We start from the raw sequence: 22280 nt of genomic DNA, 5'->3' as shown, positions 1-22280 counted from the left end.
CCCCGCCTTTCTTTCATAGAAAAAAACTTCCCTTTCCGAAAAAAGAGAAGTTATACTTTGCTACCTGTCTGCCATAGCTCCTTCACCTTTTCAGAAAGAATCGGTGTATCGTCTACAATTATGTTGCTAATTGATGATTTTTGTAATGGTGTTTGTACTTGTTCAATCGGAAGAATATTTCCAACGATAATTAATACAAACAAAATAATGTATACTTCTAAAAATCCGAGGATCGCCCCCGCAAACGCATTTACTTGCTTTAAAACCGGTATTTCTGCAAACATATTTAACAAATTACCGAGCAATGAAAGTGCGATTTTTGTAATAATAAATAATACGATAAACGCAATCGCTTGGTAAAATACAGTTTCAATATTATTTGCATCAATCCATTCTGGAACAGATACATTTTTATCAAATGGATACGGAATAAATTTCGCAAGTGCTGGCGCTAAATCTTTACAGTACCAGTATGCAACAAGGTATGCGATAATAAAGCTTGTTAACTTTACAAGTTGCAGAATAAACCCTCTGCGTAAGCCAAGGAAAAATCCCATAACAAGCAGTAAAATGATAATAATATCAATCATGTTATTCCATTCCTTTTTTTGTCATACTTTCTTTCAATTTTTCATGTTCTTCTTTTAATTTTATGTAATCGTGTATGACGTTTACCGCCGTCAATACCGCTAGTCTACTCGTATCAAGCGAAGGATTCTTGGCATTGAGTTCGCGCATTTTATCATCCACAATCGCTGCTACCATGCGGATATGACTTGTACTTTCATCGCCAACAACTGAATACTGTTGGCCATATATTTCTACATTAATTCGACTTTTATTTCCCTTTTGTTGTGACAACTCACCGGCCTCCAATCACGTACAGAATCCTAAAGTTTATAATACCATGAACCATCATAATATGGAAACAGAAAGAACAATCCGATATGATAAAAATAACAATATAAAAAAAGGAGCGACCATATTGTCAAATTCTATCGTAATACAAACAAGTTCTACAGTAATTGAAGACATGAAAAAACAATATAAACAAGCGCTAAGCCCGAAAATTCCGCAAGGCGGTATCTTTATGGCAAAGGTGCCATCTTGCACAATTACAGCGTATAAATCTGGAAAAGTAATGTTCCAAGGAGGTCGCGCTGAAGCAGAAGCTTCTCGTTGGCAAAGTGTCTCTCAAACACCAAAAACAGCTGTAAAAAAATCTGTCGATTCACACCGTTATGCACCGCCTGCTTCGATCGGTACAATGTCTATCGTAGGGTCTGATGAAGTTGGTACTGGTGATTACTTCGGACCGATGACAGTAGTTGCTGTATATGTGGATGCGAAACAAATTCCACTACTAAAAGAACTTGGTGTAAAAGACTCTAAAAACTTAAATGATGATCAGATTACCGCTATTGCGAAACAACTTCTACACGTTGTTCCTTACAGCTCTCTTGTCCTTCATAATGAAAAATATAACGAGCTATTTGATAAAGGAAACAACCAAGGTAAGCTAAAAGCTTTACTACACAATAAAGCTATTACAAATTTATTAGCAAAAATGGCACCTACAAAACCTGAAGGCGTCTTAATCGATCAATTCACGCAACCTGATACATACTACAAATATTTAGCAAAACAAAAAGAAGTACAGCGTGAAAATGTTTACTTTGCGACGAAAGGCGAAAGCGTCCATTTAGCAGTCGCCGCCGCTTCCATTTTAGCTCGTTACTCATTTGTAAAACAATTTGACGAACTCAGTAAAAAAGCTGGTATGCCGCTTCCAAAAGGTGCTGGTAAACAAGTTGATATTGCAGCCGCTAAATTAATCCAAAGGCTTGGTAAAGAAAGATTACCTGAGTTTGTGAAACTGCATTTTGCTAATACAGAAAAAGCGTTTCGCTTATTAAAATAGTATCGACAAAAACAGGAGCCTACAAACTCCTGTTTTTTGTTTCACCCTACTATTGTCCTTGTAATTTTGTTACAATTAAAATATACAGATTATTCCAACATAGAAGGAGATTCCCATCGCTACTTCTACAAATGATTCTAAATATTTTACTAGGTGATCCACATGAAAGACAATTCGAAATTAGGGAAAATATTCAATTACTAAGCGAGCAAAAGGAATGCCAAAATTTGATTGAAAGATATGGTAGATCATTCCTATTAAACTTTCGGATCCGAAGATTTATCGGGAAACACGATGCCCGCTTGTTAATACATAATCCAGCAAAACTACGACACTTCTGTGAGGAACTTGAATTTATGATTAGAAGAAAAGGAGTGTTTGCATAAGGAGGGAATTCATATGAGCGCTGTAAAAATTAAAAAGGTATTATATGCTTTCGTACATCTCGTAGGTCCACTTTCTTACCTCACTATTTCTACCATTTGGGGAGCTTTTTTCACTACTAAATCCACATTCGAAAATATATCTGATAATCTTGGCGTTATGGCCATCTATTACGTGTTCATGAGTTTACTGTGGTTTTTCTATTTAGATCGATTAGACAAAGATGTAGATAAAGTGAAACTTTAATCAGTGGGGGTTTTGTTCATCCCCCACTGATTATTAGTTGAACCAATCGGGCTTTTATGGGCAGTTGATCCCCCATCTAACTTCTTCGCTTTCGCTGAATTTTGAGGTGGGGGTCTTACTGCCCGTTAATGCGGGATAAAATTACGAAAGAAATTAACGATAAGAAGATGTAGTACATAAAAAAGGAGAGTCGCCAAGACTCTCCTTTTTTATGTTAGCTTCGTTTCTGCTTCTTATTTGATGAAGATACTTTATGAGAACCTGTTTCATGTGCCGTCGTTCCTTGTCCTTCTACTTCTGGAGAACCAAGGCTTGATCTAGAATGGTCTGTTTTCACCTTTTTACTCATTGCACTCACCCCCAAGATTACTTTTTACTTAAGGGTAAAAAACTATTCAACATATTAGTCTGAACAGACGCTCACTACTCTGTTACTCTCGTGTCTGTTTTTCACTAATGTCCCATAGACGTTTTGCAACACCCTTATCCAAGGCGGCTTCAGACGTTTTTCCTATTTGCTTATCAGCATAGTAACAGCCACTATGGTCAATAATTCCATTTGATTCTGCTAGCCATATCAAAGTTTCAGCACCTTCCTCGGGCGTACGAGAGAAAGGTTTCATTGCCGCCATAGTTAAACGAGCAACCAGACCATTGTCCTGGTTAAAATTCGTATTCACTAGCCCCGGATCAAAGCTATAAGCACTAACACCCGTTCCCTCCAATCGCTGTGCCAATTCAGAGGTGAATAAAATGTTAGCTAGTTTTGTTTGCGCATAACGCATTGTAGGACCGCCCATGAACTTCTTAACACCGCGATACAGTTGTTCTGCATCTAGGTCACCGAAATCAATTCCCTTTTTAGCCATTTTGTGACCGTGAGATGCAGTGGTAATGACACGAGCAGGAGCACTTTCTTTTAAACGCTCCAACAACAAATCTGTGAGCAAAAATGGGCCTAAATGGTTTACCGCCCAGGTCATCTCCAAACCGTCCTCCGTAATTTGCCTTGTTTGAAATAAAGCTCCAGCATTATTCACTAATATATCAATTCTCGGACACCTTTCTAAAATGTCAGTGGCTACCCGGCGTATAGATTGTTGGGAAGCCATATCAGCGAAAAATATATCTACCACTGTATTCCCATTCGTTAGATGTTCAAGTTGAGTCATAACATCATTCGCTTTTGCTTCATTGCGTGCAATGATTCCTAGCTTAGCACCGCGTTCTGCAAATACCTTAGCTGCCGCTAATCCAATACCACTTGTTGCACCAGTGATTACTATATACTTGTCACGCAATGACCACTTTGTATGATTTAAAATTTCTCCCATTGCATCAAAACCCCTTCCCTATAAATGTCGCATTCGCTTTACTTATATATGAAGTGGGAAGAAAACTATGAACAACATCTTTTCCAATTGTGAAATACTTAATAAAATTTGGGTTGTAGTTACACCCTTTCCCAATAAAAAAAGCGAGAGCAGTTGCTCTCGCTTTTTTCATATCTTAAAACTCAGAAGAACCTGGAGTTCTTGGGAATGGAATTACGTCACGGATGTTAGCCATACCAGTGATGTACATTAGGAAGCGCTCGAAACCTAGACCGAATCCAGCGTGTTTTGTACCGCCGTATTTTCTAAGTTCTAAGTACCACCAGTAGTCCTCTTCGTTCATACCTAATTCTTTAATTCTGTCTACTAAAACGTCCATTCTTTCTTCACGTTGACTTCCGCCGATTAATTCGCCGATACCAGGAACTAGAAGGTCAGTAGCAGCTACTGTTTTTCCATCTTCATTCATACGCATGTAGAACGCTTTAATGTCTTTTGGATAGTCAGTTACGAATACAGGGCGTTTGAAGATTTCTTCTGATAAGTATCTTTCGTGCTCTGTTTGTAAGTCAATACCCCATTCTACTGGGTATTTGAAGTCAGCACCTGACTCTTGAAGTACTTTAATTGCTTCTGTATATGTGATACGACCGAAGTCAGAGTTGATTACGTTGTTCATGCGCTCTAGAACTGTTTTATCAACGAAGCTGTTGAAGAATTCCATTTCTTCTGGTGCATGCTCTAGTACGTATTTCATTGCATATTTCAGCATATCTTCTGTAAGATCCATTACATCGCCTAATTCAGCGAATGCAATCTCCGGCTCAACCATCCAGAACTCAGCAGCGTGGCGAGTTGTGTTTGAGTTTTCCGCACGGAATGTAGGTCCGAATGTGTATACGTCACGGAATGCTAATGCATAAGCTTCAGCGTTCAGCTGTCCACTTACTGTTAAGTTTGTTTCTTTGCCGAAGAAGTCTTTTGATTCATCAACTTGTCCGTCTTCGCCTTTTGATACGTTGTTTAAATCTTGCGTTGTTACGCGGAACATTTCGCCTGCACCTTCTGTATCACTACCAGTGATGATTGGTGTGTGAACATGTACGAATCCACGCTCTTGGAAGAACTGGTGAATCGCAAATGCTGCAATAGAACGTACACGGAACGTTGCAGAGAATGCATTTGTTCTTGGACGTAAGTGAGCGATTGTACGTAAGTATTCAAACGTGTGACGTTTCTTTTGAAGTGGGTAATCAGAATCTGATAATCCCTCGATATCAATTTTTTCTGCTTTAATTTCAAATGGTTGCTTCGCTCCAGGCGTTGCAATTACTTTACCTTCTACTTTAACTGAAGAGCTAAGTGGAAGTTTTGCAATTTCTTTGAAGTTTTCTAACTCTGTATCGAAAACGATTTGAACGCTTTTGAAGAAGCTACCGTCGTTTAATTCGATGAAACCAAATGCTTTTGAATCACGTAAGTTACGAATCCACCCTGATACTTGTACTGTTTGACCTGCGTATTTATCTGTATCTCTATACAGACTTTTTACTAATGTGTTTTCCATAGTGAAATTCTCCTTTGCTGATATATTTAAATACAAAAAAACCTTTCATCCATAAAGGGACGAAAGGTTAAACTTCGCGGTACCACCCAATTTGTCATAAAGACCAACTTTAACTCGTATGTAATACATACTTCCCGGTTTGTAACAGGCCGGATTCCCGTCTAAGTCTACTCTTGAATACAAGATTCAATTTCGGTTAGCAACTCCAAGGTGTTCTTCACATATACCGCCTCATCAGGCTCTCACCGTCCCTGACTCGCTTTGGATTATAGTATATACTACTTTTCCTTATCATCGTCTTTCATTTTGTTAAACTAAAATTAATGTACTACATTCGAGAGAAAGATGCAAGATGCCTTAATATTTATCGGCGATTTTTATCATATATCGACGATCGTGCCATAAAAAAATTGCCGGACTTAATCCGGCAATTTCTCATTACTTACGTAACTCCGCACCAAATTTCTCTTCTACCGTTGTTAATACACGGTTATGTGCCTCTGTTACTTCTTCATCTGTTAACGTACGTTCTGCATCGAAGTAAGTCATAGAGAATGCAAGTGATTTCTTGCCTTCTTCCATTTTTTCACCTTCGTATAAGTCGAATAACGTTACGTCTTTCAGAAGTTCTCCGCCAGCTTCAGCAATGACTTGCTTCATTTCGCCAGCTTTTGTTTCTTTCGTTACAACAACAGCCATATCACGTGTCATAGATGGGAAACGTGGAATCGCTGAGTAGTAAGTTTCTTCTGCGTCTGCACCGAATACTTTTACAAGAGATAGTTCGAATACGAATGTATTTTTCACATCTAATTGTTTTTCTGCTTCTGGGTGCAATTGACCGATGAAACCAATTACGTCGCCATCTAATACGATGTCAGCTGTACGACCTGGGTGCATACCTTCACGTTTTGCTGGTACATATGTGATTTGGTTTGAAACGCCAAGTACGTCGAATAGTCCTTCTAGTACACCTTTCACAACGAAGAAGTCTACTACTTTCTTCTCACCTTGCCATGCATGGTGAAGAGCAAGACCTGTCATAACACCTGCAAGATGTTGTTCTTCTTTCGGAAGTTCTCCTGCTTCTGTTGGTAAGAAGATAGAACCTACTTCGTATAAAGCAACGCTGTCGTTTTTACGTGCAACGTTGTATGAAACTGCTTCTAGCAATTGTGGCACTAAGCTTAAACGAAGTTGGCTACGCTCTTCACTCATTGGAAGTGCAAGGTTTACAGGCGCCTTTTCGTTCGGCTCAACCATATATTGTTTCGCTTTGTCAGCGCTTGTTAATGAATACGTGATTGCTTCATATAAACCAGCACCTTCTAGGAAGCGACGTACTTTACGACGTTTCGTTTGTGCTGATGTTAATTTACCACGAGTCATCGTTCCAGAAGGTAATGTAACTGGAATGTGGTCATAACCGTATAGACGGCCCACTTCTTCTACTAAGTCTTCTGAAATTGTAATATCAGGACGACGTGCTGGTACATTCACATGGAATGTTCCTTCTACTTCTGTGAATGGGAATTTTAAGTTTGTGAACATTGTACCCATCTCACTTGCAGAAATAGTTGTACCTAATACATGGTTTACTTTTTCAGCAGTAACAGATACTGTACGCTCTTGTACTTGTAAGTTGTCAGCTTCTACTACACCTTCAAGTGCTTCACCACCAGCGTATTTCGCCATTAAAGCAGCTGCGTGTTGAATTGCTTCAAATGTACGTGTTGGGTCGATTCCTTTTTCGAAGCGTGCGCTTGATTCACTACGAAGACCTAAGTCTTTTGATGTACGACGCACTGTTTGACCTGCAAAGTATGCAGACTCAATTAAAACATTTACTGTCTCATTTGTAACTTCAGAATCGGCTCCGCCCATTACACCAGCAACAGCTAAAGCTTTTGTTCCGTTTGTAATTACAAGATGGTGATCCTGTAACGTACGCTCTTGATCATCTAACGTTTCAATTTTTTCGCCTTCTTTTGCAAGACGAACAACGATTTCTTTTGAACCTAATTTATCGTAATCGAATGCGTGTAACGGTTGACCGTATTCCATTAAAATGTAGTTTGTAATATCAACTACATTGCTAATTGGACGAATGCCAGCTGCCATAAGGCGCGTTTGCATCCACATTGGTGATGGACCAATTTTTACGTTTTTAACCATTTTTGCAATATATAATGGATTTTCTTCTTTCGCTTCTACACTTACAGAAATGTAATCAGAAGTTTTTTCTGCTGTTTCTTGTAAGTCGATAGCTGGAAGTTTTACTTCGCGGCCGTAAATAGCAGCTACTTCATACGCAACACCTAACATGTTTAAACAATCTGCACGGTTTGGTGTTAAACCAAGCTCAAGTACCTCATCATGTAAGTTTAAAATTTCAAGTGCATCTGCACCAACTTCAGCGTCACTTGGGAAGATGAAGATACCATCTGCGTAGTCTTTCGAAACTAATTTCCCATCAATACCAAGCTCTTGAAGAGCACAAACCATACCGTGAGATGCTTCACCACGTAGTTTTGCTTTTTTAATTTTGAAGTTACCAGGAAGTACAGCGCCAACTTTTGCAACTGGTACTTTTAAACCTTTTGCAATATTAGCAGCTCCACAAATAATTTGAACTGGTTCTTCTTCACCGATATCGATTAAGCATTTGCTTAATTTGTCAGCTTCTGGGTGTTTTTCACATTCTAATACGTGACCAACTACAACACCTTTTACACCTTTATTTAATACTTCAACACCTTCTACTTCAATACCACTTTTCGTGATTTTGTCTGCTAGTTCTTGTGCTGTTACATCTTTAATATCTACATACTCTTGTAACCAACGATATGATACGAACATACTTATCCTCTCCTTCCCTTACGCTCGTTTGAATTGTTGTAAGAAACGTACATCATTTGTATAGAAATGACGAATGTCATCTACGCCGTATTTCAACATTGCGATACGCTCTGCGCCCATACCGAATGCGAAACCTTGATATTCTTTTGAATCATAACCAGCCATTTCAAGTACGTTCGGATGAACCATACCTGCGCCTAAAATTTCAATCCAGCCAGTTCCTTTACAAGTGCCGCAACCTTTGCCATGACACATCATACAAGAAATATCCATCTCTACAGATGGCTCTGTGAATGGGAAGAAACTTGGACGAAGACGGATTTCACGATCTTCACCGAACATCTTTTTCACGAATACTTGCAGTGTACCTTTTAAATCACTCATGCGAATGTTTTTGTCAATTACAAGACCTTCAATTTGCATGAATTGGTGTGAATGCGTCGCATCATCGTCATCACGGCGATACACTTTACCAGGACAAATAATTTTAATTGGGCCTTTTTCTTTATTATTTTCCATCGTACGCGCTTGTACAGAAGATGTATGTGTACGTAGTAACGTTTCTTCTGTAATGTAGAATGTATCTTGCATATCACGCGCTGGGTGATCTTTCGGTAAGTTTAATGCTTCGAAGTTGTAGTAGTCTTTTTCTACTTCTGTTCCTTCAGCTACTTCATAACCCATACCGATGAATACATCTTCAATTTGTTCCACAACAGCTGTTAACGGATGGTGACAACCTGTTTCAACAGGACGCCCCGGCAGTGTAACATCAATTGTTTCAGTTGCTAACTTCGCTTCAATTACTGCTTTTTCTAAGTTACCAATTTTGTCGTCTAGACGCGTTTGAATCGCTTCACGTACTTCATTTACTAATGCTCCCATACGTGGACGCTCTTCTGCTGATAATTTTCCCATGCCGCGTAATACTTCTGTAATCGGACCTTTTTTACCTAAATACGCTACGCGTACATCGTTTAAGCCTTTTAGCTCTTTCGCTTCTTCAATAAGCTCTAACGCTTTTTGCTTTAGCTCTTTTAAACGTGCTTCCATTTGGAACCCTCCTAATTTTAAAAATAAAAAAACCTCGCTCCCAAAAAGGGACGAGGTAAATTCGCGGTACCACCCTAAATTGACAGAACAAGTCTGCCCACTCATTAGTTATAACGATCAATTCTGACCGGAACGCCTTTACATATATATGGTCCTGGCGTCAACTCCAGAGGTGAATTCACTTCCGTCTACCATAAGAATGCTTTCAGTCTATGGCATTCTCTCCCTATATGGCGATTTTGTAAGCTACTCTTCTCTATCAACGTTTTTCGTTATTTAACTTTTAATATAATGTACTTCAACTTATTATAAGAAGTTTTTTATTTGTTCGCAACTGGGCTTTGTAAATAATACGTTAAAATCCCTGCTGCAACTGCAACATTTAATGATTCTGCCCCGCCGTAAATCGGAATATACAAGTTTTGATCCGTTTTTGCAAGAATCTCTTGGCGTACGCCGTTTCCTTCATTCCCTACAATTAATGCAAAACTTCCGGCTGGTGTTACCTCGCCGTAAGGAACGCCATTTTCAAGAGCTGTTCCATATACAGGAACATTATTTTCCTTTAACTTGTCTACCCATTCTTCTAAGTTTCCTTTTACAATGGGTAAGTGGAAAATAGAACCTTGTGTAGAGCGGAGTACTTTACTATTGTAAACATCAACACAACCTTCTCCAAGCACAACGGCATGAATACCAGCTGCATCAGCTGTACGAATAATCGTTCCTAAATTACCTGGGTCTTGAAGGCCATCTAATAAAAGGAATTTCCCGTCAGTAAGAGCTACTTCTTTCTCATGCTTTTCACAAACAGCAAATACACCTTGCGTCGTTTCTGTTTCACGAAGTACTTTTACAATTGCTTCCGGCACGATATACATTTCCACATCATTAACTGTCCAATCTTTCGGAAGGTCTGTTTGATCTGAAACGATAAGTTCTGTTACAACGCCTGCCTTTAAAGCTTCCTCTACTAAATGGAATCCTTCTACAAAAAATAAACCTTTTTTATCGCGTTCCTTTTTCGTTTGCAGCTTTTTCCACTGCTTCACACGCGGATTTTGTACTGAATCAATGTTTTTCATAATATGTATTTCCCTCTCTTCTTGTCTTATCATTATAGCCTATTTTTCATACATATTTACATAAAAAAGAACAAAAACTAACGTCAGTTTCAATTCTGAAGAAGAGGTGAAAATAATGAGTTTTAATTTACGCGGCGCTGTATTAGCGAATGTATCTGGAAATTCACAAGACCAATTACAAGAAACAATTGTCGATGCAATTCAAAGCGGTGAAGAAAAAATGCTTCCAGGTCTTGGTGTTTTATTCGAAGTCATTTGGAAAAATGCTGATGAAAATGAAAAGCATGAAATGTTAGAAACACTAGAGCAAGGATTAAAAAAATAAGCAATTTGAAAATCACCTTTGCATAAGCTAAGGTGATTTTTTTATGCCTATAAAATTTTTCTTTTCCTAAACATTTCTACTTTACTAACGCCGATTGATGGAGTACAATGTTCAAAATACATTTAAACCGATCGTTTTTCTTCATATACACCATTAGATAAAGTGAAACTTTAATTAGTGGGGAGGGGTGTTCATCCCCACTAATTATTAGTTGAACCAATCGGGCTTTTACGGGCAGTTGATTTCCCACCTAACTTTCTCGTATTCGCCGAATTTTGAAGTAGGAATCTTACTGCCCGTTAAAGCGGGATAAAAGGAGTGAATGTTTTATGCACCGTATTACGCTTGAACAAGTTTTTAAACACCACATTACACAAAAATATGTAAATCGTTCTGGAATGGTCCACGCGATTGCTGTCGCTTACCATGCGTTTCACTTAGCTAAAAAGCATCACGCCTCAGTCGATGCTGCGACAAAAGCCGGTTTCCTTCATGATATCGGACACCATACATGGTACACAGGCGGCGAATGGGACTATGACTTATATAAAAAGAATGATATACACGCAATTAAAGGCGCAGAAAGAGCTCATAAATTGCTTATTAGATTAGGAGAACATCCGAAACTAGCAAAAGAAATTTCTATCGCAATTCTCCTTCATACAGATTCTTTCTTAGTAGAACAAGAAATTGAAAGAACATCTCTTCAAAACATTATTAAATGGGCGGATGAAGCAGATGAAGAACCAGGCGGAGCGCACCATTACCGAACGATTTCTTATGAAAAAGCGCTAAAGGCAATCCAACAGTTAGATCGATTAGTAGAGCGTGAATTACAAATAGAGCAATCGAAATCGAATAACAAGGCAGAACATAGTTATCAATGAGAAAGAGGCATCACTATAGGGTGATACCTCTTTTATTATTTTCCCCTAAAAAGACACGGAATATTTCAAATTCGAATCTTGTATGTAATATTTAAACGTAACATTCCAAATTCAAATCAACTATAATTTTATATATAAATATAAAGAGGTGATTTGAACATATGCAACCCACTGCACCAATTCCACACGAACAGAAAAACTCTATGTCATGGTTACAATTTCTTGGAGCTTTATTCATTATCTTTCCATGTCTCTCATTAATAAATATACTCTTTACATTTTTACCTATTGAGTTATATGGATACATTAACCCAGATACAAATAAACCTTTACTTGAATCTATAGAAAATGTAAGTTATGAATTAGTTGCCCTACTTTTACTAATCGTATTTATAATGAAATATAAACCACTGAAAGAACTAGTATTACCCATATTTGATTTTCGAGTTTTAAAATCTTTTCAAATGTACATCTATGTTCTCATTTATTATGTACTCACCCTGTTTGTAGATATGTTTGTATTAGATAAATTATTTCCTTCATCCGTACAAGAACAGTCTGATGCATTGCAACTTTCAACACTAGAGCACTATCCACTTCTCTTACTTCTAGCTGGTGGGATTTTTGCACCTATTTTTGAAGAGCTTGTATGCAGAGGTATTCTTCTTCGTTTTTTCGAAGAGAAGTTTACCTTTTGGTCAGCTGTAATTCTCTCAAGTTTAATTTTCGGTATTGCTCATACGTATTCTGTGGGAATTATGGTTAGCGCATTTATGACGGGAATATTTGCTTGTTTATTGTACAAACAAACTAAATCTATTATTCCAGCTATACTATTACATATTTTGACTAATATAATCGCCTTTTCAACGTAAAAAAGAGGTATCATCACGATACCTCTTTCACTCTTTTATAACAACTTCAAATTCTTCTGTTAACACTTTTCGATAGTTCGTATCGTCACTACTCATTTTTATCAAATTATATATATTTATTAATGATATCCAAAATAATCCTCTCGTAGTAAAATATAACTCATTAACTAGAGGGAGATTATATATGCACGTTTTGAGCTTACTTTGGATTTTCTATGTACCACTCCTTACTTTATGTGGACTTTTTGGCGGGATTTTTTTAATTATTGCAGGAATTAAACATCGCAAATTACTTGTTAGTTTAATGGGGTTACTCAGTCTATCCTTCGTCGTGCTACCTTATGTTTTTTGGGGCATGGGGATTAATGGTGATACAATCCTTCCTATTCCAACTTCTCTATACTGGATCCTATTTTCTTTGACTGGATTATTAGCGGGATTCATTGGGTTAAAAGCAAAAATTAAAAGTATACGTAATATGGGATTCATTATTTTTATTGCAGGAATATTAGGGGTTATTTTTTGGGGACTCATGTCTGCAGGAGATTCATTCTATATTTAGTTGAATTCCTTTTATAAAAAGACAAAAAAGCAGGGAATTAATTCCCTGCTTTTCTATTTGGTTTATTGCCTGATGGTAAGAAGAACGATAACACCCAAGCAATACCTGCGAGTATCGTTGCAATTAAGAAGGCATCGTTAATACCGTTAATTGCAGATAGCTTTGAAATTTGTCCATATAATAGTTGCGTGCTCATCGCATCTCCTGCTTGAGCTGATCCAGCTAAGGCCGCTAAACTTTGGCCCATACCGTGTACTTTATCAACTAATATTGGGTTGGACGTTGTTAACATATTGCCGTAATCTGCTACGTGAGCAGTCGTTTGTTGCGTCATAAGCGTGATTAATATCGCTGTTCCAATTGAACCAGCTACTTGTCTTGACGTATTTTGCGTTGCTGTACCGTGAGAAATTAATTTCATCGGCAATGCGTTCATACCAGCTGTCATAATTGGCATCATAATGAATGACATACCAATTGAGCGTATAATATAATCCGTCATAATAACGCTATACGGTGTATCCATCGATAACGTTGTAAATTCATATGTCGCAAACGTCGTAATGGCTAATCCGACAATTGCTAACGGACGAATACCATACTTATCAAATAGTTTACCTGCAATAGGCCCCATGATCCCCATAATTAATGATCCTGGAAGTAATAATAAACCTGATTCTATCGGTGTGAAACCGCGAATGTTTTGCAGATATACTGGAAGCAATAACATACCCCCGAATAATGCCATCGTTACAATTGCATTAATTACTAAAGTAAACGTAAATACTGGATATTTAAACACTTGTAAATCAAGCATTTTATTGTCCGTTGTTAGCTCTCTCCAAATAAATAACGCTAAACCAATTACCCCAATAACAAGTGAAATAATAACTTCTGCACTAGTCCAACTATTATTTCCTGCTTCACTAAATCCGTACAATAAGCTTCCTAGTCCAATACTTGAACTAACAACACCAAATACATCTAATTTCGTTTTAGATACTGGCTGAGCTAGTGTAAAGAATTTTAAAGCTAGAAACGTAATAATTAAACCAATTACAAACATCCCGTAGAACATCAAGTTCCAGCTATAGTTTTCAATCACCCAACCTGTTACAGTTGGTCCGATAGCTGGCGCTAAAATCATTGCTACCCCTAGTAATCCCATAGCTGCTCCGCGCTTATGAGGAGGGAATAATGTCATGAAGATATTCATACCAACTGGCATTAAAATACCTGCACCAACCGCTTGAATAACGCGGCCCGTCATCATCATTGTAAAGTTACCTGATATAGCACAAATGATAGATCCTACCGTGAAGAATAACATTGCCGCTACGAATAATTTACGATACGTAAATCGTGAAACTAAAAAGGCGCTAATCGGCACTAAAATTCCGTTTACAAGCATAAAGCCTGTAATTAACCATTGTGCTGTTGAAGTTGATACGTTAAATTCATTCATTAACGGAGGCAATGCAACGTTAATGATTGTTTGGTTTAAAATGGAAACGAACATACCGAGAATTAATACCGCTACAACTGCTTTTACATTTACATTTTCCACAGGCATAGACATTTGTTTTTTCGGCACTTCTTTTTCTTGCTTCACTTCTTCTTGCTTTCCTGTTTCTAACTCAACTACATTAGAAATTTCCGGTTCTTGCTTGTTTTCAAATTCTTTCTCTTCTGTTTCTACATTACTTACTTCTATTTTACTTACGGCTGGGACTTGTTCTTCTCCCGCGTTCGTTTTTTTCTTTCGTAAAAGACGATTTACAAGGAAGAAGACGATTATACAAAATAGTGCATATCCTGCAATTACGATTGAGGACATCTCATCTCCCCCTTACTTATGAATACGAACTGTCACATTCATGCCAGGAACAATATTTACTGATTTGCTATGATCTAAAGAAATTTTAACTGGTACTACTTGTGTTACTTTCGTATAGTTCGCTGTTGCGTTGCTTGATGGTAGCATAGAGAATGTATTCGCTGTTGTTAACCCAACTTGCTCTACTTTTCCTGATAATGTTGTATCTGGATATGCATCTACATACACATCTACATCTTGCCCTTTTTGTACATCGTCAACATCTGTTTCTTCAATGTTTGCTGTTACCCATAAGTTATTCATATCAAATGCATAAGCAATTGGGCTACCCGCTCCAACGAAAGCATTTGTCGTCGCGTTTGATTGTACAACTGTTGCATTTTGCGGAATTGTTACATCTACTGTTTGTTCTCCATTAGCCGCTGCTACAGTGACAGCACCTAATTTATCATTCTCATTGTAGTTCTTTCCTACTTCAGCTTTCCAGTCAGTTAGTTTACCTGCTACTGGTGATGCAATCGGAATTACCTTTCCATCAATTTTTGCATTTTCTGTTTTCAAGTAATTTTCCGCTTGATTGTAATAGTAATAACCGCCAATGCCGCCGCCAACTAGTACAATTAATGTGATAATGTTGATAATCACCATTCTTCGAAACTGATTCATTGCATTCCTCTCCTTATATCGCATATAATTTTTTTCTAAACTATTTACGTCCTTATTGTTTAGACTGTTTAATTGTTAATTATATTAACTTTTAAACAAAAAAATCACACCATTTACAGCGTAAACTAAAATATGTCTACCTGTGAGCGGTGCTGATTTCTGAAGGACTATCGTTTATAATTATAAATAATTATTTTGAATCTACAACCGACAATTTCAGTATGAAATGTCGCTTAAACAACAATATAATACCATTATGTTGTTTAAGTGTAAAAAAATAAACGAGGAGAAGTAACAATGTCTATTAAAAATACAAATGATCCACGTGTAAAGCGGACGAGACAACTCATACAGGATGCTTTTGTCGCTTTAGTAGGCGAAAAAGGATTTGAAAATGTAACGGTCCAACATATTGCAGAACGTGCTCCTGTAAATCGCGCCACGTTTTATAGCCATTACCACGATAAATATGACCTATTAGAAAAAAGTATTGAAGAAATGTTAGAGAAATTAACGGAAGTAATTAAACCGAAAAATAAAAATAAAGAAGAATTTCAACTTACATTTGATTCACCAAATCCAACCTTTTTAGCTTTATTCGAACATATTGCAGAAAATGTGAACTTCTATAACGTTATGCTTGGTGATAAGGCAGCTGGAAACTTCTCTTATAAAATGATGAAAACAATCCAAACACATTTAACATTGAGCTTGTCTATTTCACAGCCGAATGATACAGAACTTATGGTTCCCCGTGACATTCTTATTAGCTATGTGACAGGTGCTCATATCGGAATGATTATGTCTTGGTTAAAAAGGGGCATGATATATACTCCGCATTTCATGGCCATGCAATTAACTCGTTTAATCATTTTAGGAGCTCATACTGCAGCTGGATTAGAAAGACCTTTTTAAAAACATAAAAAAGCGAAGGAGAGGTTCCTTCGCTTTTTTCTATTAATTAAATGTAATGTTATGTACAGCCTCTTTATCAAGACGTTTAATAACTTCCACAATTAACTTCACTGCATTTTCATAGTCATCACGGTGTAACATTGCCGCATGAGAATGAATGTATCGCGTTGCAATCGTAATTGCCATAGAAGGAATACCATTTACAGCAATATGAATTGCACCAGCATCTGTTCCCCCGCCCGCTACCGAATCATATTGGTACGGAATTTGTAATTCATCAGCAACATCCACTACAAAGTCACGTAAACCTGTATGTCCAATAACAGAAGCGTCATATAAAATAATCTGTGGTCCATCGCCCATTTTACTTTGCGCTTCTTTTGCCGTTACACCAGGTGTATCCCCAGCGATACCAACATCTACTGCGAATGCGATATCTGGTTTAATATAGTTTGCAGATGTTTTCGCACCACGAAGACCGACTTCTTCTTGTACAGTCCCTACGCCATATACAACGTTCGGATGCTTTTCATCTTTTAATTGTTTTAATACGTCAATTGCAATTGCACAACCAATTCGGTTATCCCATGCTTTTGCAAGCAACATTTTTTCATTCTTCATCACTTGGAATTCAAAGTAAGGTACAACTTGATCTCCAGGTCGTACGCCCCACTCCATCGCTTCTTCTTGGCTAGAAGCACCAATATCAATGAACATGTCTTTAATGTCAACTGGCTTTTTACGTGCTTCTGGAGGTAAAATGTGCGGTGGTTTTGAACCAATTACACCTGTTACGTCTCCTTTACGCGTTACAATTGTTACGCGCTGTGCAAGCATAACTTGTGACCACCAGCCACCAACCGTTTGAAAACGAAGGAAACCTTTGTCATCAATTTGCGTAATCATAAAGCCAACTTCATCTAAATGACCTGCAACCATAATTTTCGGGCCGTTTTCTTCCCCTACTTTTTTCGCAACTAAACTTCCTAAATTATCAGTAGAAAGTTCGTCCGCAAACGGCTCGATATATTTCTTCATTACTTCACGTGGTTCACGCTCGTTACCCGCAATACCACGTGCATCTGTTAATTCTTTTAGCATTGTCAATGTCGAGTCTAATTTTGTCATTGCCAACACCCTCCTTTTTCTTCAGTCACTTCATTATACAATAATTAAATTGAAATATTCAAAAATTAAATTAGTATCCTTGTGTTTGACGCTGATGATTTACTTCATTTTTGTCTAAATACGCTTTTTCAATCTCTTCTTGTTCGAACTCAAGCGCTTGTCCAAGTCGAAGATAGCTTGTAAATAATTCAATATAGTTCGTAATAGATGGTTGATCTGTAAAACGAATCACTTTCGCATATGTGTCTAAGAAAATTTCTACTTGTGTTTTATTCGTTTGTGCACACTTATAGAATAGGAAGTTTTTATCAATACCTAAATCAATTCCGATTGATAAAATAAAATGCAAACCATCTACGTACTCTTCTAATATTACTTCACGTTCTGAAGCCGGTTTATTGCTCCAATATTTAAAACAACGTGTTTCATTTGCAAGTTCTCCAATTTCTACAAGAAGAGCTAACATTTTTTCTTTTAACAACTTTTTCGGTTGTAAGTCATGTTCTTTCGCAATACGGTCATCTAGTTCTTTTTGTAATTTAAATAGTTGTAGTAAGTCCATTCTATTGTCCTCCTCCAACATCGCATTTTACGCAACAATGTTGTTTCATCTCAAAGTTCATTATTATTTTTCATTTTTTATTAATAAGTCAGCCATTTATCTCTTTACAAAATAGCTTGTCCTTAATTTACAAATACGTTTCAATCATCACTATTAGATTATTCACTCCGATTGGTGATAGTTAATACTTATCCGGGGATTGCCCACTAATAAAAATATTATTTTATCTGATGAAAGTTCCATATCATCTTTCCATTATAGCAGTGTCGTTTCAGGTAGGAAAGATACTCTTCTTTCCAAAGGAGTATAATTGAAAAAAAGCCAGGAGGATTCTCCTGGCTTCATATGCATATTCTTCTATATTGCTATAGCTTTTATATTGATTTTGTCATATCGATAACGACATACTTCTCTTTGAATACAAACAAAAAACCTTAGAAGAAAAATCTTCTAAGGTTTCAACTAATTAATTAGTTAATGTTGTTTTTTGCAACTGTTGCTAATTCAGCGAAAGCTTTTTCGTCATGAACAGCTAAGTCAGCAAGCATCTTACGGTTAACTTCGATGCCAGCATTTTTAAGACCGTGCATTAAGCGGCTGTAAGAAAGACCATTCATACGAGCTGCTGCGTTGATACGTGTAATCCATAATTTACGGAAGTCACGTTTCTTTTGACGGCGGTCACGGAATGCATACATTAGAGATTTCATAACCTGTTGGTTAGCAACCTTGAATAATGTATTTTTTGAACCGTAGTAACCTTTTGCTAATTTAATTACTTTTTTACGACGTTGACGAGTAACTGTACCACCTTTTACTCTTGGCATAATATTACCTCCTAATTGTTCTATATATCAGCCGAACTTATTTTAAGTTGTCAAGCATTTGACGAATGCGTTTGAAGTCACCAGCGCTTACTACACCAGCTTTACGTAGTTTACGTTTAGCTTTTGTAGATTTGTTAGCGAATAAATGGCTTGTGTAAGCGTGAGAACGTTTCAGTTTACCTGATCCAGTCTTTTTGAAACGCTTTGCAGCGCCGCGATGAGTTTTTTGTTTAGGCATAGGTATTTCCTCCTCTATCTATTACTTATCGTTTTTCGGTGCTAAAACTAAGAACATACTGCGTCCTTCCATTTTAGGCTTAGATTCGATTGTACTAACTTCAGCACAAGCTTCTGAGAAGCGATCTAAAACACGTTGACCGATTTCTTTATGAGTAATGGCACGTCCTTTAAAGCGAATTGACGCTTTAACCTTGTCGCCTTTCTCTAAAAACTTGATAGCATTACGAAGTTTTGTGTTAAAGTCATGTTCATCAATTGTTGGACTTAAACGAACTTCTTTCATGCTAATTACTTTTTGATTTTTGCGCTGTTCTTTTTCTTTCTTCTGTTGCTCAAAGCGGAATTTACCGTAGTCCATAATGCGGCATACTGGCGGTTTCGCATTTGGAGCAACTAATACTAAATCAAGATTAAGATTTGCAGCTAAGTCTAAAGCGTCATTACGAGACTTGATTCCAAGTTGATCGCCATTTGCGCCAACTAAACGTACTTCACGTGCACGAATTTGCTCGTTAATCATCATATCCTTGCTAATAGTAAGCCACCTCCAAGGTTTTCTCAGAACATATTTTGTAGTCATAGAACCCGACAAAAAAAGTGCGGGCATACGACACCCACACTTGTAAAATCTTAAGTAAGAAATACATTTACCTGTAAACTGCGAATGCGTCCATCAGGTGAGAAGCGGGTGCTTCTACTTGTTCCACAAAACAATATTCTATTATCCTTGATGAGTTTATCATAGGACATGACGTCTGTCAAGAAGACGCGATGTGTTTTACTAACAACAAGAAATATTGTAACAAACAACTACCATACTTGCAATACTTTTTTATGATAAGTATCATATGGTTATTTTTTCTAATTTCTCTCACTTATATTACATAGAAAAGCCGCGGTATACCGCGGCTCTTTCTTATCGTTTGCCTTCTACTTTAATCATGTCAACAAAAGCCTCTAATGCGATTGTTTCTGATTTTTGCTCACCATATTTACGTACGTTTACGCCATTTTCAGTTACTTCATTGTCACCTACTACAAGCATGTACGGAATTTTTTGCATTTGTGCTTCACGGATTTTGTAACCAATTTTCTCTTCACGAGTATCTAATTCAACACGGATACCAGCACGGCGTAATTCGTCTTGTACTTTCTTCGCATAGTCTAAATGTACTTGCGGAGAAACTGGAATTACTTGTGCTTGAACTGGAGCTAACCAAGTTGGGAATGCACCTTTGTATTCTTCAATTAAGAAGGCTACGAAGCGTTCCATAGTTGATACAACACCGCGGTGAATTACAACTGGACGATGTTGTTTACCGTCTTCACCAACGTAAGCTAATTCAAAGCGTTCTGGAAGTAAGAAGTCTAATTGTACAGTTGAAAGTGTTTCGTCTTTTCCAAGAGCAGTACGAACTTGAACGTCAAGTTTTGGACCGTAGAATGCCGCTTCACCTTCTGCTTCGTAGTAATCAAGACCCATTTCATCCATAGCTTCTTTTAACATACCTTGTGCTTTTTCCCACATCTCATCATCAGCATAGTACTTTTTAGTATCTGCTGGGTCGCGATAAGATAGACGGAAGGAATAGTTCTCTAAACCGAAATCTTTGTACACTTCTAGAGTTAAGTTTACAACGCGTTTCAATTCTTCTTTAATTTGATCTGGACGAACGAAAATGTGCGCGTCGTTTAAAGTCATCCCGCGTACACGTTGTAATCCAGATAACGCACCTGACATTTCATAACGGTGCATTGTTCCAAGTTCCGCAATACGGATTGGTAGTTCACGGTAACTGTGAATATCGTTTTTATAAACCATCATGTGGTGAGGGCAGTTCATTGGACGAAGAACTAACTCTTCATTATCCATTTCCATTGATGGGAACATACCATCACGGTAGTGGTTCCAGTGACCAGAAGTTTCATAAAGCTCTCTGCTTCCTAGTACTGGAGTGTATACGTGATCATAGCCTAAGCTCGCTTCTTTATCAACGATGTAACGCTCGATAATACGGCGGATTGTCGCACCTTTTGGTAACCAAAGTGGTAAACCTTGTCCTACTTTTTGGCTATTAGTAAACAATTTTAGTTCTTTACCTAATTTACGATGGTCGCGCTCTTTTGCTTCTTCAAGCATACGTAAGTGCTCATCTAATTCTGCTTTCTTAACGAATGCAGTACCGTAAATACGTTGTAACATTTTATTATTGCTATCGCCGCGCCAGTAAGCACCCGCTACGCTTAATAATTTAAACACTTTAATTTTCCCTGTAGATGGAAGGTGAACACCACGACAAAGGTCGAAGAATTCGCCTTGCTCATAGATTGAAATAACTGCATCTTCTGGAAGATCGTTAATTAAATCTAATTTTAACTCATCGCCGATTTCTTCAAAACGACGAATTGCTTCTGCACGTGGTACTTCATGACGAACGATTTCTAAGTTCTCGTTCACGATTTTTTGCATTTCTTTTTCGATTTTCTTGAAGTCTTCAACTGTAATTGCTTCTTCCATATCAATATCGTAGTAGAAGCCATTTTCAATTACTGGACCAATACCAAGCTCAACCTTAACATCTTTATATAAACGTTTTAACGCTTGTGCTAAAAGGTGAGCTGTTGAGTGGCGTAAAATATATAAGCCATCTTCAGAATCTAATGTAATGATAGAAACTGCACCATCTTCTTCGATTGGTGTAACAAGATCGATCATCTCATCATTTAATTTTCCAGCCACAGCTTTTTTCTTTAAGCCTGGGCTAATAGAAGCTGCGATTTCTTCAGTTGTTACGCCTTTAGGAAACTCCTTCACAGCTCCATCAGGGAAAGTAATTTTAACTACATCTGCCATCACTGGTCACTCCTCTTTTTTTCAAAATAAAAAACACTCATCCCGTAAAAAGGGACGAGTGTTGAATTCGTGGTTCCACCCTTGTTCCAATTAACATAATTGTTAATTGCTCAAGTTCAACATAACGGTGTTGTCCGTTAGCAATTACTAGAA

24 protein-coding genes and 4 other annotated features (1 of these 28 cut by a window edge) are annotated in these 22280 nt (G+C 37.5%); of the genes, 8 read left to right on the top strand and 16 right to left on the bottom strand.

The window, feature by feature from the left end; translation table 11 throughout:
- Window positions 1-50: 50 nt before the first annotated feature.
- On the bottom strand, window positions 51-590 hold the full coding sequence (locus EUC40_RS04255) for a CvpA family protein (protein WP_000565406.1): 540 nt from the start codon (window positions 588-590) through the stop codon (window positions 51-53).
- Between the two features lies 1 nt (window position 591).
- A complete protein-coding gene (gene zapA, locus EUC40_RS04250) occupies window positions 592-861 on the bottom strand; it encodes a cell division protein ZapA (RefSeq protein WP_000082703.1) in 270 nt (89 codons plus the stop codon).
- Between the two features lie 124 nt (window positions 862-985).
- Between zapA and rnhC the strand changes: the two genes are divergently transcribed.
- The 3 genes from rnhC to EUC40_RS04235 all read left to right on the top strand — a co-directional run bounded on the left by rnhC (window position 986) and on the right by EUC40_RS04235 (window position 2551).
- Window positions 986-1921, top strand: a complete 936-nt coding sequence (gene rnhC / locus EUC40_RS04245) for a ribonuclease HIII (protein WP_156573816.1) — start codon at window positions 986-988, stop codon at window positions 1919-1921.
- A 131-nt stretch (window positions 1922-2052) separates the two neighbouring features.
- Window positions 2053-2307 (top strand): hypothetical protein, encoded by a 255-nt coding sequence (locus EUC40_RS04240; protein ID WP_156573814.1) that lies wholly within the window; start codon window positions 2053-2055, stop codon window positions 2305-2307.
- A gap of 13 nt (window positions 2308-2320) precedes the next feature.
- The gene (locus tag EUC40_RS04235) at window positions 2321-2551 is read left to right on the top strand and encodes a hypothetical protein (protein WP_156573812.1); all 231 of its coding nucleotides are present in this window, start codon (window positions 2321-2323) and stop codon (window positions 2549-2551) included.
- A 214-nt stretch (window positions 2552-2765) separates the two neighbouring features.
- Here the strand turns inward: EUC40_RS04235 and EUC40_RS04230 are convergent, their stop codons facing one another.
- From EUC40_RS04230 to EUC40_RS04205, 6 genes are all read right to left on the bottom strand, one after another.
- The gene (locus EUC40_RS04230) at window positions 2766-2900 is read right to left on the bottom strand and encodes a YuzL family protein (RefSeq protein WP_061677066.1); all 135 of its coding nucleotides are present in this window, start codon (window positions 2898-2900) and stop codon (window positions 2766-2768) included.
- An 82-nt stretch (window positions 2901-2982) separates the two neighbouring features.
- Window positions 2983-3885 (bottom strand): SDR family oxidoreductase, encoded by a 903-nt coding sequence (locus EUC40_RS04225; protein ID WP_071710410.1) that lies wholly within the window; start codon window positions 3883-3885, stop codon window positions 2983-2985.
- A 175-nt stretch (window positions 3886-4060) separates the two neighbouring features.
- Complete coding sequence (gene asnS, locus EUC40_RS04220; protein WP_156573809.1) at window positions 4061-5452, bottom strand: asparagine--tRNA ligase; 1392 nt, start codon at window positions 5450-5452, stop codon at window positions 4061-4063.
- Window positions 5453-5504: 52 nt separating this feature from the next.
- Window positions 5505-5756, bottom strand: a binding site (T-box leader).
- Window positions 5757-5890: 134 nt separating this feature from the next.
- Window positions 5891-8311, bottom strand: a complete 2421-nt coding sequence (pheT, locus tag EUC40_RS04215; RefSeq protein ID WP_156573807.1) for a phenylalanine--tRNA ligase subunit beta — start codon at window positions 8309-8311, stop codon at window positions 5891-5893.
- An 18-nt stretch (window positions 8312-8329) separates the two neighbouring features.
- The gene (gene pheS, locus EUC40_RS04210; protein WP_000388217.1) at window positions 8330-9364 is read right to left on the bottom strand and encodes a phenylalanine--tRNA ligase subunit alpha; all 1035 of its coding nucleotides are present in this window, start codon (window positions 9362-9364) and stop codon (window positions 8330-8332) included.
- Window positions 9365-9407: 43 nt separating this feature from the next.
- Window positions 9408-9636: a binding site (T-box leader), on the bottom strand.
- A gap of 48 nt (window positions 9637-9684) precedes the next feature.
- On the bottom strand, window positions 9685-10482 hold the full coding sequence (locus EUC40_RS04205) for a TrmH family RNA methyltransferase (RefSeq protein ID WP_071710407.1): 798 nt from the start codon (window positions 10480-10482) through the stop codon (window positions 9685-9687).
- A gap of 82 nt (window positions 10483-10564) precedes the next feature.
- Here EUC40_RS04205 and sspI point away from each other — a divergent pair, with 82 nt between their 5' ends.
- The 4 genes from sspI to EUC40_RS04185 all read left to right on the top strand — a co-directional run bounded on the left by sspI (window position 10565) and on the right by EUC40_RS04185 (window position 13098).
- Window positions 10565-10774, top strand: coding sequence for a small acid-soluble spore protein SspI (gene sspI / locus EUC40_RS04200; RefSeq protein WP_000009509.1), 210 nt, complete (start codon window positions 10565-10567; stop codon window positions 10772-10774).
- A 329-nt stretch (window positions 10775-11103) separates the two neighbouring features.
- On the top strand, window positions 11104-11661 hold the full coding sequence (locus EUC40_RS04195; protein WP_071710406.1) for an HD domain-containing protein: 558 nt from the start codon (window positions 11104-11106) through the stop codon (window positions 11659-11661).
- A gap of 161 nt (window positions 11662-11822) precedes the next feature.
- Window positions 11823-12536, top strand: coding sequence for a CPBP family intramembrane glutamic endopeptidase (locus EUC40_RS04190; protein ID WP_156573805.1), 714 nt, complete (start codon window positions 11823-11825; stop codon window positions 12534-12536).
- A 184-nt stretch (window positions 12537-12720) separates the two neighbouring features.
- Window positions 12721-13098 carry an ammonia permease gene (locus EUC40_RS04185; RefSeq protein ID WP_071710404.1) on the top strand — a complete coding sequence of 126 codons (378 nt, stop codon included), beginning with the start codon at window positions 12721-12723 and terminating at the stop codon, window positions 13096-13098.
- Window positions 13099-13135: 37 nt separating this feature from the next.
- Here EUC40_RS04185 and EUC40_RS04180 read toward each other — a convergent pair whose 3' ends face one another.
- Together EUC40_RS04180 and EUC40_RS04175 are read right to left on the bottom strand one after the other, a co-directional pair.
- Window positions 13136-14935 (bottom strand): DHA2 family efflux MFS transporter permease subunit, encoded by a 1800-nt coding sequence (locus tag EUC40_RS04180; RefSeq protein ID WP_156573803.1) that lies wholly within the window; start codon window positions 14933-14935, stop codon window positions 13136-13138.
- Window positions 14936-14947: 12 nt separating this feature from the next.
- Window positions 14948-15601 (bottom strand): HlyD family secretion protein, encoded by a 654-nt coding sequence (locus EUC40_RS04175; RefSeq protein ID WP_071710402.1) that lies wholly within the window; start codon window positions 15599-15601, stop codon window positions 14948-14950.
- Window positions 15602-15898: 297 nt separating this feature from the next.
- Here EUC40_RS04175 and EUC40_RS04170 point away from each other — a divergent pair, with 297 nt between their 5' ends.
- Window positions 15899-16516 carry a TetR/AcrR family transcriptional regulator gene (locus tag EUC40_RS04170; RefSeq protein ID WP_000023674.1) on the top strand — a complete coding sequence of 206 codons (618 nt, stop codon included), beginning with the start codon at window positions 15899-15901 and terminating at the stop codon, window positions 16514-16516.
- Window positions 16517-16558: 42 nt separating this feature from the next.
- Here EUC40_RS04170 and EUC40_RS04165 read toward each other — a convergent pair whose 3' ends face one another.
- The 6 genes from EUC40_RS04165 to thrS all read right to left on the bottom strand — a co-directional run bounded on the left by EUC40_RS04165 (window position 16559) and on the right by thrS (window position 22127).
- Entirely contained in the window at window positions 16559-17644 is a 1086-nt protein-coding gene (locus EUC40_RS04165; RefSeq protein ID WP_000163584.1) for a M42 family metallopeptidase, read from the bottom strand.
- A 70-nt stretch (window positions 17645-17714) separates the two neighbouring features.
- Complete coding sequence (locus EUC40_RS04160; protein ID WP_000365050.1) at window positions 17715-18206, bottom strand: dUTP diphosphatase; 492 nt, start codon at window positions 18204-18206, stop codon at window positions 17715-17717.
- 470 nt (window positions 18207-18676) lie between these two features.
- Window positions 18677-19033 (bottom strand): 50S ribosomal protein L20, encoded by a 357-nt coding sequence (gene rplT, locus EUC40_RS04155; protein WP_001138362.1) that lies wholly within the window; start codon window positions 19031-19033, stop codon window positions 18677-18679.
- Window positions 19034-19070: 37 nt separating this feature from the next.
- Window positions 19071-19271: a 50S ribosomal protein L35 gene (gene rpmI / locus EUC40_RS04150; RefSeq protein WP_001125945.1), complete on the bottom strand. Its 201-nt coding sequence runs from the start codon at window positions 19269-19271 to the stop codon at window positions 19071-19073.
- A gap of 21 nt (window positions 19272-19292) precedes the next feature.
- Window positions 19293-19796 (bottom strand): translation initiation factor IF-3, encoded by a 504-nt coding sequence (infC, locus tag EUC40_RS04145; RefSeq protein ID WP_000973214.1) that lies wholly within the window; start codon window positions 19794-19796, stop codon window positions 19293-19295.
- A 62-nt stretch (window positions 19797-19858) separates the two neighbouring features.
- Window positions 19859-19979, bottom strand: a sequence feature (ribosomal protein L20 leader region).
- A gap of 210 nt (window positions 19980-20189) precedes the next feature.
- Complete coding sequence (thrS, locus tag EUC40_RS04140; RefSeq protein ID WP_071710400.1) at window positions 20190-22127, bottom strand: threonine--tRNA ligase; 1938 nt, start codon at window positions 22125-22127, stop codon at window positions 20190-20192.
- A 47-nt stretch (window positions 22128-22174) separates the two neighbouring features.
- Window positions 22175-22280 (bottom strand) — a binding site (T-box leader); it runs 123 nt beyond the window's last position.

Origin of the sequence: Bacillus luti, assembly GCF_009739945.1 — a bacterium.
Taxonomy (GTDB): domain Bacteria; phylum Bacillota; class Bacilli; order Bacillales; family Bacillaceae_G; genus Bacillus_A; species Bacillus_A luti.
This window is presented reverse-complemented; position numbering and strand designations above follow the sequence as displayed.